The following is a 19,541-nucleotide window of genomic DNA, read 5'->3' as shown; positions in this document are numbered from 1 at the left end:
TTTGTGTTTAACCGTAAGATTAGTCCATCTAAATCGCCTACTTTTCATATACTAAACGTTAGGCACAATTTGGTACGTTATACAAACATCCTTTACAAAGTTATAGATACATCGTTTACACTTTTTAACTTGCAATTTGAACCAAAATTCAGATTGCTATGCCTTGGAAAGACACAACGATTATGGAACAAAAAATTGAATTTATCTGTGAATGGCGAACTGGAAAATACACCATTACAGAACTATGTAAAGCTTTTGAAATATCACGGCCAACTGCTTATAAAATCATAGCCAGATTTGAGAAAGATGGTTATGAAGGGCTACGAGAATTATCGAGAAAACCCAGAGGGTTGCATCCTAACGCAACCAATGAAAAAGTAGTAGAAAGCATTCTCAATTTGAAAGAGAAGTATAAGCTGTGGGGTGCAAAAAAAATATGGAAATTGTTGTATAACGATTATCCAGATGAAACTATTCCAACTATTTTGACAGTGCATAACATCCTCAAAAAACATGGGTTAGTAAGTCCCCAAAAACGAATGCGAAGAGTCAAGCCAGTCTTCCCTATTTTCGATCCAAAAGCATGTAATGAAGTATGGAGTGCAGACTACAAAGGAAAGTTCTTAATGGGTAATAAAATCTATTGTCATCCATTAACCATTGCTGACTCTAAAAGCCGTTTTTTGTTTACTGCTAAAGGGCATTATAAAGAAAATTTGGCTTCAGCAAAAGCAGAGTTCACAAGGGTTTTTAGGAAATATGGTATTCCTAAACAAATCCATACAGACAATGGTAGTCCCTTTGGTTCTGTAAGAGCCATCCAGAGATACACACAGCTATCCTATTGGTTTATTGAACTTGGTATAAATCCCGTGTTTTCCGATCCTGCTCACCCAGAACAAAACGGAAGACATGAACGCATGCACAGAGATTTAAAGGCAGCTTGTGCTAAACCTTCAGCCTTTGATTTAAAGGCGCAACAAAGACGTTTAAATCACTTTGTAAAGGAGTATAATCATATTAGACCACATGAAGCTCTGGGAATGGAAACACCTGCTTCTGTGCATGATTTTTCTGCAAGACCTTTTCCTGAAAAAATACTTAATTTTGACTACGAGTCTAACTATAAAGTGATTAAAGTAACTCAAAATGGTGCTATAAGATGGAAATCTTATTATTGGGTGTATCTAACAGCTGCATTAAAGGGAAAACATGTAGGAATAGAAGATCAAGGAAATGGTATTTGGAAAGTATTTTATAGAAACGTGTTTTTAGGTTTCTTTAACGAAAATGAATTAAGAACAAAACAAAAATCAATAAGGTTAGAAACCAATTTAGTGTAAAGTCTAATCTATAACTTGTGTAAACTATGTATCTTAACGAACATTTAAAAACCAACTATGAGAATAACATTACCAACAAAAAAAGGACTGGCTAATACTAATCCAGAGATTGATTTTGAACAATTAGTTATTGTAGGTGCAAATGGCTCTGGAAAGACAAGATTTGGCTCAAGAATTGAAGAAAATAATCTAAAAAAAGTACATAGAATTTCTGCTCAAAAGTCACTAAGTTTCCCAGCAGAAGTTAGTCCTAAATCCAAGGAAAGAGCAACAAAAGAATTTTTGTATGGTTACTATCAAGAAAATAAAACTGAACAACAACAATTAAATAATAAATAATCATTTAGATGGGGAAGTAATTTTAGCACATTTTTATTAAATGATTATGAGAAACTTTTAGTATTTTTACATACCGAAGAGTACGAAGAATCGCTCAGTTATAAAGAAGGTCGTTCTGAAAAGCCAACGACAAAATTAGATATAGTACAAAAAATTTGGGAAGCAACATTACCCCATCGAAGGCTGTTAAAAAAAGCAGGAGTAATTGAAACCTATCCAGCAGGTCAAGAGCGAAATAGTTACAATGCTACAGAGATGAGTGATGGAGAAAGAGTTATTTTCTATCTTATAGGAGAAGTCGTTTGCGCACCAGAAAACTCTATATTAATTATAGACGAACCCGAAATGCACATTCATAAATCTTTAGTAAAAAAACTATTTGATTTGATTGAAAATGAAAGATTGGATTGTTCATTTGTATATTTAACTCACGATATTGATTTTGCTTTCTCTCGTCAAACTGCAACTAAAATTTGGGCAAAATCATATGATGGCTCTAATGTTTGGGATTATGAAATTCTTGCTGAAGAAACACCAATTCCAGAACAATTGTACTTAGAAGTTTTAGGTAGTCGTAAACCTGTAGTATTTTTAGAAGGCGACAATAGTAGTATCGATTATGAACTTTATAATCAGATATATTCAGATTACACATTAAAATCCTTAGGAAGCTGTGAGAAGGTAATACATTCCGTTAAATCATTTAACGAACAAAATGGATTCCACCACATAGAATCATTTGGAATTATTGACCGAGATAGAAGAGTAAATGAAGATGTTGTTAGATTAAACGCTAAGTCAATTTGGGTACTTGATGTTGCCGAATCAGAAAATCTTTTGCTTCTTGAAGATGTCGTGAAATCTGTTTGTGAACATATGGGAAAGAATGCAAATGAGGTTTTTGAAGCTGTAAAAACTAATCTGCTATCCTTTTTTAGTTCTCAACTTGAGAGTCAAGTACTTTTACATTTTAAAGAAGCTCTAAGAAGAAAAATGATTGAAGCTTCAAATTTCGAGACAAGAGAAATTGGAGAAGTTATTGGAGAAGTAGATGCTAATTTCACTTCCATAAACAAGCAGGAAATTTATGACGGAATACGACTAGAGTTTGAACAGATTATAAACACTAAAGACTTCGTTAGTATGCTTCGAGTATTTAATTTAAAAAATGCACTAATCCCAAATTCAAATATTTGCGAATTAACTGACGTAAAAAATAAAAGAGGCTATCTGAAATTAGTTGTAACGCTTCTTAAAAGAAATAATTCGATAAGTGAAAAAATATCGAAGGCAATTGATGAAAGAATAGTAAAAAACGCCACATAACAAAGTACTGTGGTAAAAAACAAGTAAAAATTCATTAATTCATACAAGGAAATAAGATTACATTTATCTTTAGAGTTTAAAACACCTAAATATGGTATATTTAAAAACAGCTTAAATTCAATTTTAACCTGTAGCCCTATTTCAGGACGCGACATTATGAGACAAACATTCTACATATTAACAATCATTCTTTTATTTACCTCTTGTAAAGAAGAAAAAAGAGTAATTGAAAAAATTGATTTTAAAACCGACTATAAATTTTATTCTGAAATAGAAGACAAAATCGCTAAAGACACCGTTCGTTGGAAACATCAAATTTCTGCTTCTGATTATGCTACAAAGGGAGATTATAAAAACGCTTTAATTCAATGGGACTTGGCAATGGGAACAAGAGAAAAAAGCTATTCACAAACCCAAATAGATTCAATAAATCAAAAGTATTCTAAAGTTAAAGCTACAGACTATATTATCGAGCAGTCAAAGAAAAATCAAGTAGTAATAATAAATGAAGCACATCACAATTCTTTTCATCGCGTATTCACAAAATCACTACTTCAAAAACTATTCGATAATGGATATAAAAATTTAGGTCTTGAAGCATTAAGTAATGGAGAGTATTTAGATTCAACACTAAATAGTAGAAAATATCCAATTCATAAAACAGGTCACTATATAAAAGACCCTCAATTTGGAGATTTAGTCAGAGAAGCTTTAGACATTGGATATGAATTATTTGCATATGAGAATATGGGAAAAGGAAGTGGTAAACCAAGAGAGATTGAACAAGCAAAAAATATTGAAAAAGTAATAAGCTCTAAACCGAATGAAAAATTTATAATTCATTGTGGTTTTGACCACGCTTTAGAAGGAATTCATAAATCTTGGGAAAAAGCTATGGCTGGAAGATTAACCGAATATACAGAAATAAATCCTCTAACTATTAATCAAGTCCTTTATAGCGAGAAAAGTAAACCTGAATATAATCATCCTCTTTTAAAAGCATTAGATATAAAAGAGTCATCAGTATTAATTGATAAAGATAATAATCCATTAAAATATGGGCGTGGAGACGCTTGGACTGACATAGCTGTTTTTCATCCAAACACAAACTATATTGATGGTAGACCTAATTGGCTCTTTGAAAGTAGTAATGAAAAAATTTCTATTTCACTAAACGCTATTCAAATTGACTTTCCAGTTATGGTTTTAGCTTTCAAAAAAGGAGAAGATATAAACTTGGCTGTTCCAATTGACATAACGGAAGTAAAAAACCAAACAGAAAATTGTAGTCTCGGATTAAAAAAAGGAAACTATAATATTGTAATTACAAATGGAAAAGAGTCCGTGAAATTTGAACAAAACGTGAAATAACTATTGCCAGCCGTATAAAATTAATTGCTTGGTTATCGCCTACTTACGAAAATTGCTGGCGCCAGTTCGCTTTGCTCGTGTCTCACGGCTTTTGCTTAGCCAGTTCGCTTCGCTCGGGTCTATTTGGTTTTTATTTACTAAATTAGGTGCTTAAACAACGCCACAAATCACATACAACACGTTGTACACAATTTGACCAAAATGACATTTGAAGATATAAAAGCAAAATATTCTGACCGAGAACCTGCATTTCCCGAACACTTACCAAAACCTAATGTATCGGATTTAAATAATTTAATTGCAAAGTATAATTGTAAATTTTCAAAATCATATATTGACTTTCAATTAAAACATTGTAATGAAATTCCAATGGGAGATTTTTCTTTTGAAGGGTTTGGTTGGGCTAATAAGGAACTTGGTCCAAATATGAATTTAGAGGAAATTCTAAAAGACTACTCTGACTTGGAATATCCTGAATATCTAACTCCTTTTAGATATGATAATGGAGATTTTTGGTGTTTTGACAATCGCAGTTCTGGATCTGAATTTCCTGTGATTATTTTTGACCATAACTCTAATGGAATTGAATCTGACCCAAATTATAACTGGAAAAATTTCATAGATTGGATTGACAAAACAATGGAAAATGAATATTAAAAAACGCTGTAAAAAAAAGTACTGTGGTAAAAAACAAGTAAAAATTCATTAATTCATACAACGAAATAAGATTACATTTATCTTTAGATTTTAAAACACCAAATAAGGTATACCTACACGTCAGGCAGGCGGGTAAATTAACAGCATAAATTCAATTTTAAGCTGTAGGCATATTTCAGGACAAGACATTAAAACCTACCAATGAAATTAGAATACATATTAGAAGAAAAAGATTTTATAGACTACCATTTATTCTCGATATCTGAAAATAGGAAAACGAGAAAACTAATGAATACGACGAAATATATTCTCGTTGGTGTGTTTTTGTTTATTGGAATGAATATGTATAACAGAAACAATGTTGAGTTTGCAATCATACTCGGAATCGCAGTTATATTAACTTTATTCTTTTTCGATAAATTATATAAATCCAAATTAAGAAATCACTTTTCAAAAATTGTCAAGAACAATTACTCAAAGAATATTGGAGAAAAACAAACAATGGAATTTACGGCTGAATATCTAATTACAGAGGACAAAACTGGAGAAGGAAAAACTAAAATATCGGAAACTGAACAAATTGACGAAACTCAAAACAATTTTTTTATAAAACTATCAAACGGTTCCTCCTTTGTAGTGTCTAAAAATGGAATTGATAATTTGGAACAAATTAAAAAGAAATGGAATGAATTGAATATTCCAATTTCTGAAAATTTAGATTGGGAATGGAAATAAAAACTACCGCCAACAAAGTACTGTGGTAAAAAACAAATGAAAATGCAATTAATTCATACAACGCAATAAGATTACATTTATCTTTAGATTTTAAAATACCAAATAGGGTATACCTACCCGTCTGGCAGGCGGGTAAATTAACAGTATAAATGCAATGTTAACCTGTAGCCCTAATTCAGGACAAGACAAAATTGTAGCTAACGGTATTGTGTATGGTTAGTTGCGTGTTTAAGCAACTAATTTAGTAAACATAAACGAACGCGAGAAAATTCCGAAGGAATTTTCCAAGTAGGCACTTGCCCAAGCAATTAATTTTACACGTTGTTAGCTATAGTGTTTTATTCAATCAGTTTTAATTTATACCGAACATAATGTATACTTTTAATAGGCTTCCCTTCTATTATTGCAGGTTCAAATTTCAATTCCGCCATACTTGATTTTACTTGTTCATCCAACCACATATTGTCTGCTACAGCAAACTTGATTTCATCTATAAATCCTTTTTCATTAACGAATACATAATAGCCATAAAACATAATATGGTCGTCTCCATAAGGTTCGAATATTGAAACTTCGGCTTTAAAATTCTCTGTCAATTCCAAATCATTTAAGGGTTTTGGTTCATTGTCAGGTAATTGATATTCTTCATAATCCTCATAGCATCCTTTACAAATTCTTGAAACAACAAATGTTTTTACTTTAGGGTTTTTATATTTCCGAAACTTTTTGGTGGAAACAGAATTTCCATTTTCATAGATAGTTTCTTCTTTTAGATTTCCATTTTCATAAAAAGTTTCCATTTTACCGTGACGTTTTCCATTTTGATAATTTACAAGTCTTTGAAGAGTATCGTTTTTAAGTTCTTTCCAAACTCCGTGAGCTACAAAACTTTTGTATTCACGATAATGGAATTCAGGTACATCATCTTTAAAAAATGGTTTTGAAAAAAACTGACTATAGCCAGTTCCACTTGTTAAAGTTTGTTCTCCTTTTTCATTCCAATGATTTTTAAGTCTGTATTCTCCATTAACAAATTCAGCCTCTACTTTTTTGCTTCCATTTTCATAGAATTCTAACCATTCTCCTTTACGTTCATATGCTGATTTGTAATTTCCAGATTCAGCAAGTTGCCCGTTTTCATACCATTCTTTATAATCTCCAATTCTTTCATCTTTATCAATAAGTTTTGACTCAAGTTTTTTTGGATTTCCATTGTCATAATACCATTCGTGCACAAAGATATTTTTTGATGGCTTTTTAGTTATTTGATATTTTAGTTTACCATTATCATAGAATTCTTCTTTCTCTCCAGTTTGTTCTCCTTTTTTGTAATCTATTTTTTCTTTTAGTTTTCCGTTTTCATAAAAAGACTTGAATTCTCCATTTATTACACCTTGTTCAAGCAGAAACTCTTCTTTGACTGTTTTGTCAGCATAAAAGGTCTTGCAAAGACCAGTAAAAGTTATATCAAATTCTTTTCCATCTTCGTCAAGACATATTTCGTTTGGGTTTTCACGAATATAAGTTTCAATTAAAGACATTGTCTTTTCATTCATTTCATAGTAACTGTCATCAAGTAAAGACATTTCATCAAGTCTATCGTAAAGGTCGCTATCAAACAAGTCACTTTCTTGTGCTTTGTCCATTAGCTTTTTGTTTTTCTGATAGATTTTATCTGCTTTTTTAACCAGATTTGCCATTTCAGTATCTCCAATATGTTCCAGTCCTTTAATTATTGTTGGAACATATGGTCCATAACCATTGTAGTAGAATTGAACAAATCCACCATTTGTAACTTGAGCATCTAAATACCACCAATAATAAAGTGCTTTCTGTCCATATGATAAAGATTTTCCACGCTCAATTTCGTACTCCTTGTCCTTTACAAATTTCGATATTGGTTCAAGTACAAACCAGCCAAAATCATAACCACTTAATTTAAAGAATTCGCCTTTGTTCAGTTCAGGTCGGAAATGTTCAGTTTTATTAAATTCCCAATAAGGGGCACTTTCGTTTTGGGCTTTGCAACCGAATATATTTAATAGGTTTATCATTATGATTGAAATGGTAAGTATTCTTTTCATTCTCGATGTTTGTTCAACATTATAGCTAACGTGTTTGTATAAGATTAGTTGCGTGGTTTAAGCACTAAAGTTAGCAAATAAATCACAGATAGAAAGTCCGCGAGGACTTTCGTAAGTAGGCTAGAACTAGCAATTAATTTTATACGGTGTTGCCAGTAGTATTTTATTCCACTTTCTTTTCAATTAGTTTTAATTCTCCGTTTTCAACTTTCCAATGTTCGTAATATTCTTTGTCCTCTGAATTGTGTCCAATAACAAATCGTTCGGTCAATTTTGGGATTCCGTTTGTCAATTCATAAACATCTCGTCCGTGTTCGCAACAGCCATTTCTCCAAGTCGAATTAATTTGCTTTTTTTCGTAATCAAATTCAGGTGAAGTTATTTCTCCGTATTCTGTGCTTTTTTCAAAGAGTTCATTTGTCGGATTATAAATCCAAAATAGAAAAGGAACATTCGGTCCAGCAGGAAGAAATTCCATTAGCCTAAAATCCGTTTTCCCGTCAAAATTCATATCCTCAATTGCAAAAAGTTGGTCGTTTGGAAAAGTTTTACTGAAATAGTTTTCGCTCGGTTTTATAGTTTGCGTTAAGATTCCATTTTTCAGAACCTCAATTTTAGTTATTTCACAGTCGATTTCTCCGCATTTTTTTGTCAGACAAAATTCAAATTCCGCATCTGAAAACTTTATTATTTCTTGCGAATAAAGTTCAAATGAAAACAGAATTATTAATATTAGCAGAGTTTTTCTCATATTACTGGCAACAAAGATATATGATTACTATTAACTATATATCTCTTATATGCGCACTAAGATAACCTATTATTTGAAATGTTTAATTTAGTACGATAGCGGCGATTTTGTCCCTGTATTTTTAACACGGAGTACGTTTAAATTTAGATAGTTTAGTATCGCATTACAAAAGGGACCCGCAATTTAAGGTACTAAGAAACCAGTGAGCAACCGCAGCAAATGAAACAGCTGCTGTAGGGTATTAAAAAGTATAGGCCGTATTTTCTTTCATTTATTGGGTGCTTTTTTCTCCCTTTTCTCTCTCCTTTTTTTAACCACTATTCTCTCAAAACCCGTACATTTGTATTTCACTCTATTGACTAATATATGAGCAAACAAAGTAAAAGACGTGAGGCTTTGGTCTATCACGCAAAACCAACCCCAGGGAAAATAAAGGTAGTGCCAACAAAAAAATATGCGACCCAAAGAGATTTGGCTTTAGCCTATTCTCCCGGTGTTGCAGAACCTTGCTTAGAAATTGAAAAAGATGTAAATAACGTTTATAAATATACCGCGAAAGGAAATTTAGTAGCCGTTATTTCTAACGGAACCGCTGTTTTAGGTTTAGGGAATATTGGTCCCGAAGCGTCTAAACCCGTGATGGAAGGTAAAGGCTTGCTTTTTAAAATCTTTGCAGATATCGATGTATTCGATATTGAAGTGGGTACAGAAGACATTGAAATATTTATTCAAACCGTAAAAATGATTGCGCCTACTTTTGGTGGTATCAATCTAGAAGATATAAAAGCACCAGAAGCCTTTGAAATTGAACGCCGCCTAAAGGAAGAGTTAGACATCCCAGTGATGCACGACGACCAGCATGGTACGGCCATCATCTCAGCTGCCGCCTTATTAAACGCCTTGGAGCTTTCAGAAAAGAAGATAGAAGAGGTTAAAATAGTCGTGAGTGGTGCTGGTGCAGCAGCCATTTCATGTACCCGATTATACCTAGCCTTTGGCGCCAAACGTGAAAACGTAGTCATGCTAGATAGTAAAGGGGTTATTCGTGATGATCGCGACAACCTCACCTCGCAAAAAGCAGAGTTTGCAACCCATCGTAAAATAGACACCTTAGATGAAGCCATGATAGATGCCGATGTGTTTATTGGCCTATCGACCTCAGACATTGTGTCGCCAGAGATGTTACTCGCCATGGCTGATAACCCAATTGTGTTTGCGATGGCAAATCCAGATCCTGAAATTAATTACGATGTAGCGATAGCCACGCGTAAGGATATTATTATGGCCACAGGACGTAGTGACCATCCTAATCAGGTGAATAATGTATTGGGCTTTCCGTTTATTTTTCGAGGGGCTTTAGATGTACGTGCAACAAAAATTAACGAGGCCATGAAAATGGCAGCCGTTAAAGCCTTAGCTAATTTAGCCAAGGAGCCCGTGCCAGAGCAGGTAAATATTGCCTATGGTGAAACGCGACTAACCTTTAGTAAGGAGTATATCATCCCGAAACCATTCGATCCCCGTTTAATTGCCGAAGTACCACCAGCCGTAGCAAAAGCCGCCATGGAAAGTGGTGTAGCAAAAGAACCCATTACCGATTGGGATAAGTATAAAGAAGAATTGCTTCAGCGTTTAGGGAACGACAACAAGATTGTAAGACTCTTATTAAACCGTGCAAAAACAGCGCCTAAACGTGTGGTGTATACTGAGGCAGACCATATTGATGTGCTAAAAGCTGCGCAAATTTCTTATGATGAAGGCATTGCCTTCCCTATTTTATTAGGTAGAAAAGAAGAGATTGAGCGTCTAAAAGAGGAAATTGAATTTGATGCCGATGTGCCAATTATCGATCCTAAAAATGACGATCAGGTAGAGCAAAAAAATAAATATGCGCAAGCCTACTGGGAACAGCGTAAACGCCGTGGAGTGACCCTATTGGAGGCTCAAAAATTAATGCGGGAACGCAATTACTACGGGGCCATGATGGTTAACGAAGGCGATGCAGATGCCATGATTTCGGGCTACTCACGTAGTTATCCGCAAGTGGTAAAACCCATGTTAGAACTCATTGGTTTAGCACCAGGCTCAACACGAATCGCAACCACCAATCTTATGATGACTGAGCGCGGGCCCATGTTTTTAAGTGATACCTCTATTAATATCAATCCGAGTGCGAAAGATTTAATTAAGATTGCACAAATGACCAGTGGTGTTGTTAAAATGTTTGGCTTAGAACCTATCATGGCGATGACTAGCTTTTCAAACTTTGGCTCTTCAAAAGACCAAACCGCAACTAAAGTGCGCGAAGCCGTGTCTTATTTACACCGTAGACATCCAGATTTATTAGTCGATGGCGAACTTCAAACAGATTTTGCCCTCAATAGTAAAATGTTACAGGATATCTTTCCGTTTTCAAAATTAGCAGGAAAGAAAGTGAATACCTTAATTTTTCCGAATTTAGAATCAGCAAACATCACGTACAAATTATTAAAAGAACTGAATAAAGCAGAGTCTATTGGCCCAATCATGATGGGACTGCGCAAACCCGTGCACATTTTGCAATTAGATGCCAGCGTAGATGAAATTGTAAACATGACCGCTATTGCTGTTATTGATGCACAACAAAAGGAAAAAGCAAGCTTAAAACAATAAATAGCTTAGCTTCTTTCCAACTGTTTTTTCATTTCATTTTTTAGGATACATACCAAGAAAAGAAAAAAATAGGCTTCATTTTATCCTTTATAATAAAAGGAAAAAATGAAGCTTTACTTTTTTATGTGTGCGAGTCACAGTACAAAGTATAAGTCAATAGTGCCAGCAAAAAAGTAGATGATACCAAATGAATTTGAATGCGATTTGCCTTAGAGGCAATCAGAAGTGTAAGCATAGTAGTAGTTAGGGTTTTGTTTCCTATTAAAATATAAAGTAAAAAGAAGCGTATGGCATCGACTATTTTGAAGTTTATTTGCTGTTAAACTTTAGTCCAATAATTTTATTACATTTGGTGGCTTAACAAACCGCTAGTAAATGATTACACATATAAAGGGAAAAATGGTTGAGAAAAACCCAACCGACGTCACTATAGACTGTAATGGTGTTGGTTATTTACTCAATATCTCGTTAAACACCTTTTCCCAAATTCCAGATCAGGAAAGCGTACACCTATTTACACATTTGCAAGTGAGAGAAGATGCCCATATTTTATATGGTTTTGCTTCTAAAGGAGAACGCGACGTGTTTAGACTACTTATTTCAGTGAGTGGGATTGGTACAAATACGGCACGTACCATGCTGTCCTCTTTAACACCAAAACAAATTCGTGAAGGGATCGCAACAGAAGATGTAGCGCTTATTCAATCTATAAAAGGAATTGGTGCTAAAACAGCACAACGTGTGATTATTGATCTTAAAGATAAAATCATTAAAATTTATGATATTGACGAAGTTTCTGTCAATAGAAACAATACCAACAAAGATGAAGCGTTATCTGCTTTAGAAGTGCTTGGTTTTGTCAAGAAACAAGCCGAACGCGTGGTCGATAAAATTGTAGTAGCACAGCCAGACGCTACTGTAGAAGCCATTATTAAACAAGCTTTAAAAAATTTATAATAGATTTTGAATACATCTAACCTTCCTTTTCATAAATCGATTAAAACATACCTACTCTTAATTGTCGCTTTTCTGTTCTCTTTTTTAGCTTTTGCTCAAGATCCAGAACCAACAGAACAAGACTCTACGGGTTTCAGCTTAGGGACTATTGTGATGCCAAACCCTAGCAGTATAGCGTCTAAATACACTTACGATGCTATTTTAGACCGCTATATCTATACCGAATCGGTTGGAACTTTTAATATCAACTACCCATTAATTTTAACGCCAAAAGAATATCAGGATTTAGTTTTTTCACAAAACATCAAAAGTTATTATCAGCAAAAAATTAATGCGTTCGATGGAAAAAAAGATACCTCAGAAGAGGATAAAAAGAACCTGCTGCCAGAATTCTATGTTAATTCAGGCTTTTTTGAAAGCATTTTTGGCGGTAACACCATAGAAGTTGTCCCGCAAGGGTCTTTGGAAATGGATTTAGGGGTGCTTTTTACCAAACAAGATAACCCATCGTTCTCACCAAGAAACCGGAGTAATTTTACTTTTGATTTCGACCAGCGTATTAGTTTAAGTTTATTAGGAAAAGTAGGAACACGATTGCAAGTAACGGCCAATTATGATACAGAGTCTACCTTCGACTTTCAAAATTTAGTAAAGCTAGAATACACCCCAACCGAAGATGATATCATTCAAAAAATAGAAGTTGGTAACGTAAGCATGCCTTTAAACAGTTCCTTAATTTCTGGCGCACAAAGTTTATTTGGTGTAAAAACACAACTTAAATTTGGAAAGACAACCGTTACAGGGGTCTTTTCTGAACAAAAATCAGATTCACGATCTGTAGTAGCACAAGGGGGTGGTACCTTAGATGAGTTTGATTTCTTTATTAGAGATTACGACGAAAACCGGCACTTTTTCTTAGCACAATATTTTCGTGAGAACTATGATAAGGCCTTGGAAAATTACCCATTCATTAACACGAATGTTCAAATTACAAGAGCCGAAGTTTGGGTAACCAACAGAAGCAATAGGACAGAGAATGTTAGAAATATTGTAGCGTTTCAGGATTTAGGTGAATCGAGCATACTTGGAAACCCTGGTGTTATTTCAACAGCTGGACCAGGTGCATTTCCAGATAATGGTAATAACCGTTTGGACCCAACCAATATTGGTGGCCCGGGTTCTCAATTAACCGAAGCTGTTAGAGACGTTGCAACAGTACAACAAGGTATTCTGGTACCTAGTTTTAATGAAGGGTTCGATTATGCTAAACTGGAAAATTCAAGAAAATTAACCGAAGGACAGGAGTATATTTTAAATACGCAATTAGGTTATATTTCACTAAATCAGCGGTTAAATAATGATGAGGTACTAGCGGTGGCATTTCAGTTTACTGTTGGCGGACAAGTGTTTCAAGTGGGTGAATTTGCAAATGATGGTATTGGTGCAACAGATGTAGAAACCAATACTGAGGGTCAAGTAACCAATGTGACTAATAATAATCTAGTTTTAAAATTAATAAAAAGTAGTGTAACGTCTGTATCCCTTCCAATCTGGGATTTAATGATGAAAAATATCTACGACACTGGTGCTTACCAATTAAGTCAGGAAGATTTTAAATTGAATATCTTCTATAACGAATCGGCACCCTTAAATTTTATTACTCCAGCTGAAGGTAGTGGTGGTTTTGGAACCGATTTTAATGGAGAACCTATTAGTGAAACAACATTGTTAAGGCTTTTTAATTTAGACCGATTAAATTTTAATAACGATCCGCAAACCAATGGCGATGGTTTTTTTGATTTTGTGCCAGGGATTACGGTAATACCACAAAACGGAAAAATTGTGTTTACCAAAGTAGAACCTTTTGGGCGTTATTTATTCGATGTTTTAGATAGTGATAATAATCCTGGGAATAATGCTACAGAATACGAACTCGATACGTATCCCAATCTCAACCAGGAAAAATACGTTTACGATTTACTCTATAAAAAGACAAAAACGGCAGCATTAGATGAGGTTCAGAAAAATAAATTCCAAATAAAAGGCCGCTATAAATCTCAAGGCGGTGACGGTATTGCTATTGGCGGTTTTAATGTGCCTAGAGGTTCTGTAAAAGTAACCGCTGGTGGTCGTGTGTTAGTAGAAGGTGTAGATTATACCGTGAATTACCAGTTGGGCCGTGTACAAATTTTAGACGAAGCTTTAAAAGCCAGTAACACGCCAATTCAGGTTACCACAGAAAATAACGCGATTTTTGGTCAGCAAACCAAACGGTTTACAGGCTTAAATGTTGAACATCAATTCAATGAAAATTTCTTAATTGGTGCCACTTATATTAATTTGAATGAACGACCAATCACACAAAAGGCAAACTATAACAGTGAGCCTATTAATAATACAATCTTAGGTTTTAATGGTAACTATTCAACCGAAGTGCCTTTTTTCACGCGCTTAGCAAACAAATTACCAAACATAGATACCGATGCCCCGTCTAACTTGTCTGTACGTGGTGAGTTTGCCTACCTGTTACCGGGTGCACCAAAAGGCACCGATTTTAATGGTGAAGCGACCTCTTATATTGATGATTTTGAAGGCACCCAAAATGGGATTGATTTAAAAGCGGCGCAGGCCTGGTTTTTATCAAGTAGACCCTTAAATTTAAATGGCACAAGTGCTTTTGATGTTGATGGACAAGAAAATGGCTATGATAGAGCCTTGTTAAACTGGTACACTATCGATCCTATTTTTTATAGTAGCCAACGACCTGGTGGGTTAACAGATGATGATGTCTCAGGCTTATATACTTCTCGTGTTTTTGTTGAGGAGTTATTTCCACAGCAAGACATTGCACAAGGGCAAACCACAGTATTAAACACTTTAGATTTAACGTACCATCCCACAGAGCGAGGTCCCTATAACTTTAGTGATACAAACTTAAACGGTAATCAGGTGATTAATCCTGATAATGCCTGGGCAGGAATAACAAGACAAATTACCTCTACAGATTTTGAGCAATCTAATGTGGAGTATATTGAATTCTGGTTGCAGGATCCGTTTCAAGAGAATCCAACAAATCCAGGAGGAAAGCTCGTGTTTAACTTAGGAAGTATTTCTGAAGATGTTCTACGCGATGGTAGAAAGCAATATGAAAATGGGTTACCCCAAGATGGAAATGTAAGTTTACTGCCGGTAACGACGTATGAAACCGTAGTGCCTTTAAATCAAGCCTTAATCTATACGTTTGATTCTACAGGAGAAGCAAGAACCAATCAAGATGTTGGTTACGACGGGTATGATGATGGAGAAGAAGGCATTAACTTTCCTGCTTTTGCAGGGCTTCCAGATCCAGCAGCTGATAACTACCAGTATTATATAAGTGCAGAAGGAGATATTTTTAATCGTTATAAGCGCTATAATGGTGTGCAGGGCAACTCACCAGACACCTTTAGTGATACCAATAGGGGTTCAACAACACAACCAGATGTAGAAGATATTAATCGTGACAATACCATGAATACGATTGATAGTTATTTTCAATACGAATTAGAAATCACCCGTCAAAATTTACCCTTAAATAGTCCAGATGAACTAGCTCCTGGAAATCCTATTGGAGAGTTTATTAGAGATGTTAAAATACGCCAGAGAGAATTGCCTAATGGAGACGTAGAGCAAGTGCGATGGTACCAGTTTAGAGTGCCTGTTCAAGGGGATCATGTCGAGGCAGTAAATGGCATTACCGATCTGCGTTCTATTCGTTTTGCACGTATTTATTTAAATGATTTTTCTGAGCAAACCACCTTTCGCTTTGGAACTTTAGATTTAGTACGAAGTGATTGGAGACGCTACCAATTATCACTAGATGGTGGGGCAACACCACCAAATTTTAATGACACAGAATTTTCTGTAGGAGCAGTCAGTACACAAGAAAATGATGGCAGTTACGCATCGCCTCCAGGTGTTGTGGCTGAGCAGTTAAATAATAATAATACAATCATTGATCAGAATGAACAGGCGTTGGTTGTTAATGTTTGTGACTTAGAACCAAATGATTCTCGTGCGGTTTTTAAGAATATTAGTGTAGACATGAGACAATACAATCGTATTCGTATGTTTATGCATGCTGAAGCCGGTGACGTTCCTGGTTTGGGAGATAGTGATTTAGTAGGGTTTATTCGTATGGGTAACGATTTAACGCAAAACTATTACCAGATTGAAGTACCACTTCAAGTGTCTAAGGGAAATTCTAGCGCAGCCTTATGGCCAGAAGCCAATGAAATAAATCTCGATTTAGAGGTGCTTCAAAAAATAAAATCTTTGGGTATTGCAGACATGTCTTTGTCTAATGGTTTGGCTAGCTTTTATGATGTAGTTAATGGCGAACCAGTGCCTATTACGGGTAACGAATTTGAAAATTATACAGTAGGTCAGCAGCGTGTTGCCATTAAAGGAAATCCAAATTTTGGGGCAGTAAGAACCTTAATGGTTGGGGTTAAAAATGCAACAGATTTTGATCAGTGTGGTGAGATTTGGTATAACGAGTTGCGTTTATCAGATATGGATAACGAAGGCGGTTGGGCAGCCATATTGAGTGTGGATACAAATTTTGCCGACTTTGCAAACGTCAGTGCAACAGGACGTATGAGTACTGCTGGTTTTGGTTCTGTAGATCAAGGCCCGCAAGAACGTAGTAGAGAAGAAATGAAGCAATACGATGTGGTTACTAATGTGAATATTGGGCAGCTATTACCAAAAAAATGGGGCATTCAAGTGCCTTTTAACTATGGCCAGGGAGAAGAATTAATTACTCCTGAATACGATCAGCAATACGAAGATATAAAGCTTCAAACCAGATTAGATGCTGCAGAGACTGGTGATGACCGTGATGACATTTTGGAACAATCTGAAGAATATACCAAACGAAGAAGTATTAATTTTATTGGCGTTAAGAAAAATAGAACTGGCGATTCTAAACCACGGTTTTACGATATTGAAAATCTAACGTTTAACCATTCCTATAACAAAGTCATGCATCGTGATTTTGAAATTAAACGGTCAATAGATAAACAAGTAAGAACTGGAGTCAATTATGCTTATAATTTTGAGCCTAAGGTTATTGAGCCCTTTGCGAAAAACGATTCTTTATTTACGGGTAAATATTGGAAATTGTTAAAAGACTTTAATGTTAACTTATTGCCAGCAAGTTTCGCCATGAATACAGATGTTAACAGGCAATTTAATAGACAGCGTTTTAGGGAAGTCGATTTAGGGGGTGCCAATATTGGTCTAGATGAACTCTTCCGCAGAAATTACACCTTCGATTACCAATCCACAGTTAATTGGAACCTAACCAAATCCTTAGCCCTTAATTTTACTGTGGCAAACAATAATATTGTTAGAAATTATTTTAAAGACAATATTATTAACGGTGAACAAAACCCAGAACTTGATGTTTGGGATGGCTATTTTGATGTGGGTGATGCCAACAGACGTTCGCAAACACTAGGGGTGAATTATGAAATTCCATTAGATAAAATACCCACGCTAAATTTTTTAAAAGCGACGTACTCTTATCAAGGGTTGTATCAATGGCAAAAGGGCTCAGATTTATTTGGGGCACTTGAGGCAGACGATGGTAATACTTATAACTTAGGAAATTCAATCTCTAACGGTAACACGCACAATATCAACTCTACCTTAGATATGAATAAGCTTTATAAATACTTAGGTATTAAGAAAAAGCGTGCGGTAAGAGATAATGAAAAGGTAAGTCGTTTGGCAAAATCTGGTCCTCCAAGTCTTGAAGGTGAAGAAAAAACGGCAGAGAACAAAAAAGGAAACAAACCCAAAAAGGGAAGTGGCGTTGGAACAGGATTGGCTAATTTTGGAATAGGGGTAATAACTTCTGTAAAGAGAATTCAAGTTAATTATTCTGAAAATAATGGAACATTTTTACCAGGTTATACAGACACACCAGGCTTTATAGGAACTTCCAAACCAACCTTAGGCTATACTTTTGGTAGCCAGAATGATGTAAGAGACATTGCAGCAAGAAATGGGTGGCTAACTGTTTTTCCAGATTTCAACCAACAGTATACAGCCAACAAAACGAAACAGTTAGATTTGTCTGCGAACCTTGAGCCCTTTAATGACTTAAAAATAGATGTAGTGGGCACCAGAACCTATGCCGAAAACTATACCGAAAACTACCGTATTGCAGATACGCGAGATGCAAATGGAAATTTAGGTTCAGACGGGGTGCTAGATTATAATTCATTAACGCCTAATGTTTTTGGAAACTTTAATATCTCGACCTTTACACTGCCAACCGCTTTTGGTAAAAGTGATGCAATGAGCTCTCAGGCCTTTGACGATTTTAGAACCAATAGGTTAATTATTGCCAGACGCTTGGCACAAAAACGGGGAGCAGATCCAACGGCTGTAGATGCAGAAGGGTATCCTTTAGGTTTTGGTAAAACCAGCCAAGCTGTTCTATTGCCGTCTTTTTTAAGTGCTTATACAGGCCAGAATGCAGAGAATACAAAGTTAGGGGCCTTTCGAAATATTCCCATACCAAACTGGGATGTTAAGTATACCGGTTTAATGAAATTGAAATGGTTTAAAAAGCGTTTCAAGCGTTTTAGTGTGTCTCATGGTTACCGTTCGACATATACCATTAACCAATTTAGAAGTAACTTAGACCATACGGCTATTGATTATAGCTTAGATTATACAGCGCAACCCGCTGAAGATTTAGATCAGGCAGGCAATTTTAAAAATGAAGAACTCTATAGTAATATTAACTTAACCGAGCTGTTTAGTCCATTAGTTCGTATTGATATGGAGATGAAAAACTCGATTAAGATTTTAGCTGAAGTAAGAAAAGACAGGTTGCTGTCATTGAGTTTTGATAATAATTTAATGACCGAAATTCAAGGTAAAGAGTACGCGCTTGGCTTAGGGTATCGCTTTAAAGATGTTAGAATAAAATCGAAACTTGCAGGTCCTAAGAAGGCGATTGTTAGTGATTTAATTATGGAAGCTAATCTTTCTGTAAGAGATAATAAAACCATAATTAGATACTTAGACCTAGAGAACAATCAAGTGACCAATGGTCAAACCATTTATGGTTTAAAATACAATGCAAACTATTCGTTTAGTAAAAACCTGACAGGTATTTTCTATTTTGATTATACCTTCTCAGAGTACGCTATTTCAACAGCTTTCCCACAAACGACCATACGTTCTGGAATTACTTTGAGATATAATTTTGGTAATTAAAAGTTTCTGTTTGAAAAGCCATTTCTATTAAATACATTTGTAAAAATT

11 protein-coding genes are annotated in these 19,541 nt (G+C 35.1%); 9 read left to right on the top strand and 2 right to left on the bottom strand.

Features of this window, described 5'->3' with window-relative positions:
- Positions 1–182 precede the first annotated feature (182 nt).
- From GQ46_RS07785 to GQ46_RS07765, 6 genes are all read left to right on the top strand, one after another.
- Positions 183–1,343 carry an integrase core domain-containing protein gene (locus GQ46_RS07785; RefSeq protein ID WP_197077344.1) on the top strand — a complete coding sequence of 387 codons (1,161 nt, stop codon included), beginning with the start codon at positions 183–185 and terminating at the stop codon, positions 1,341–1,343.
- A gap of 57 nt (positions 1,344–1,400) precedes the next feature.
- Positions 1,401–1,682, top strand: coding sequence for a hypothetical protein (locus GQ46_RS17970; protein ID WP_052503430.1), 282 nt, complete (start codon positions 1,401–1,403; stop codon positions 1,680–1,682).
- A 141-nt stretch (positions 1,683–1,823) separates the two neighbouring features.
- On the top strand, positions 1,824–3,008 hold the full coding sequence (locus GQ46_RS07780; RefSeq protein WP_369793456.1) for a DUF4435 domain-containing protein: 1,185 nt from the start codon (positions 1,824–1,826) through the stop codon (positions 3,006–3,008).
- A 156-nt stretch (positions 3,009–3,164) separates the two neighbouring features.
- The gene (locus GQ46_RS07775) at positions 3,165–4,379 is read left to right on the top strand and encodes a hypothetical protein (protein WP_044400164.1); all 1,215 of its coding nucleotides are present in this window, start codon (positions 3,165–3,167) and stop codon (positions 4,377–4,379) included.
- Positions 4,380–4,580: 201 nt separating this feature from the next.
- Positions 4,581–5,036, top strand: a complete 456-nt coding sequence (locus tag GQ46_RS07770) for an SMI1/KNR4 family protein (protein WP_044400162.1) — start codon at positions 4,581–4,583, stop codon at positions 5,034–5,036.
- Positions 5,037–5,237: 201 nt separating this feature from the next.
- The gene (locus GQ46_RS07765; RefSeq protein ID WP_044400160.1) at positions 5,238–5,771 is read left to right on the top strand and encodes a YcxB family protein; all 534 of its coding nucleotides are present in this window, start codon (positions 5,238–5,240) and stop codon (positions 5,769–5,771) included.
- Between the two features lie 338 nt (positions 5,772–6,109).
- Here the strand turns inward: GQ46_RS07765 and GQ46_RS07760 are convergent, their stop codons facing one another.
- Both GQ46_RS07760 and GQ46_RS17965 read right to left on the bottom strand, forming a co-directional pair.
- The gene (locus tag GQ46_RS07760) at positions 6,110–7,855 is read right to left on the bottom strand and encodes a DUF4375 domain-containing protein (protein ID WP_082041722.1); all 1,746 of its coding nucleotides are present in this window, start codon (positions 7,853–7,855) and stop codon (positions 6,110–6,112) included.
- A 163-nt stretch (positions 7,856–8,018) separates the two neighbouring features.
- Complete coding sequence (locus GQ46_RS17965; RefSeq protein ID WP_231567338.1) at positions 8,019–8,333, bottom strand: hypothetical protein; 315 nt, start codon at positions 8,331–8,333, stop codon at positions 8,019–8,021.
- 639 nt (positions 8,334–8,972) lie between these two features.
- On the opposite strand from GQ46_RS17965, the gene GQ46_RS07750 reads away from it, so the two are divergent.
- The 3 genes from GQ46_RS07750 (at position 8,973) to sprA (ending at position 19,493) form a co-directional block, all read left to right on the top strand.
- Positions 8,973–11,258 (top strand): NADP-dependent malic enzyme, encoded by a 2,286-nt coding sequence (locus GQ46_RS07750; RefSeq protein WP_044400152.1) that lies wholly within the window; start codon positions 8,973–8,975, stop codon positions 11,256–11,258.
- A gap of 375 nt (positions 11,259–11,633) precedes the next feature.
- Complete coding sequence (gene ruvA, locus GQ46_RS07745; RefSeq protein ID WP_044400149.1) at positions 11,634–12,215, top strand: Holliday junction branch migration protein RuvA; 582 nt, start codon at positions 11,634–11,636, stop codon at positions 12,213–12,215.
- 6 nt (positions 12,216–12,221) lie between these two features.
- Positions 12,222–19,493 (top strand): cell surface protein SprA, encoded by a 7,272-nt coding sequence (gene sprA / locus GQ46_RS07740; RefSeq protein WP_044400147.1) that lies wholly within the window; start codon positions 12,222–12,224, stop codon positions 19,491–19,493.
- The last annotated feature ends 48 nt before the right edge of the window (positions 19,494–19,541 follow it).

Origin of the sequence: Lacinutrix sp. Hel_I_90 (assembly GCF_000934685.1) — a bacterium.
In the GTDB taxonomy this organism is placed as follows: domain Bacteria; phylum Bacteroidota; class Bacteroidia; order Flavobacteriales; family Flavobacteriaceae; genus Lacinutrix.
This window is presented reverse-complemented; position numbering and strand designations above follow the sequence as displayed.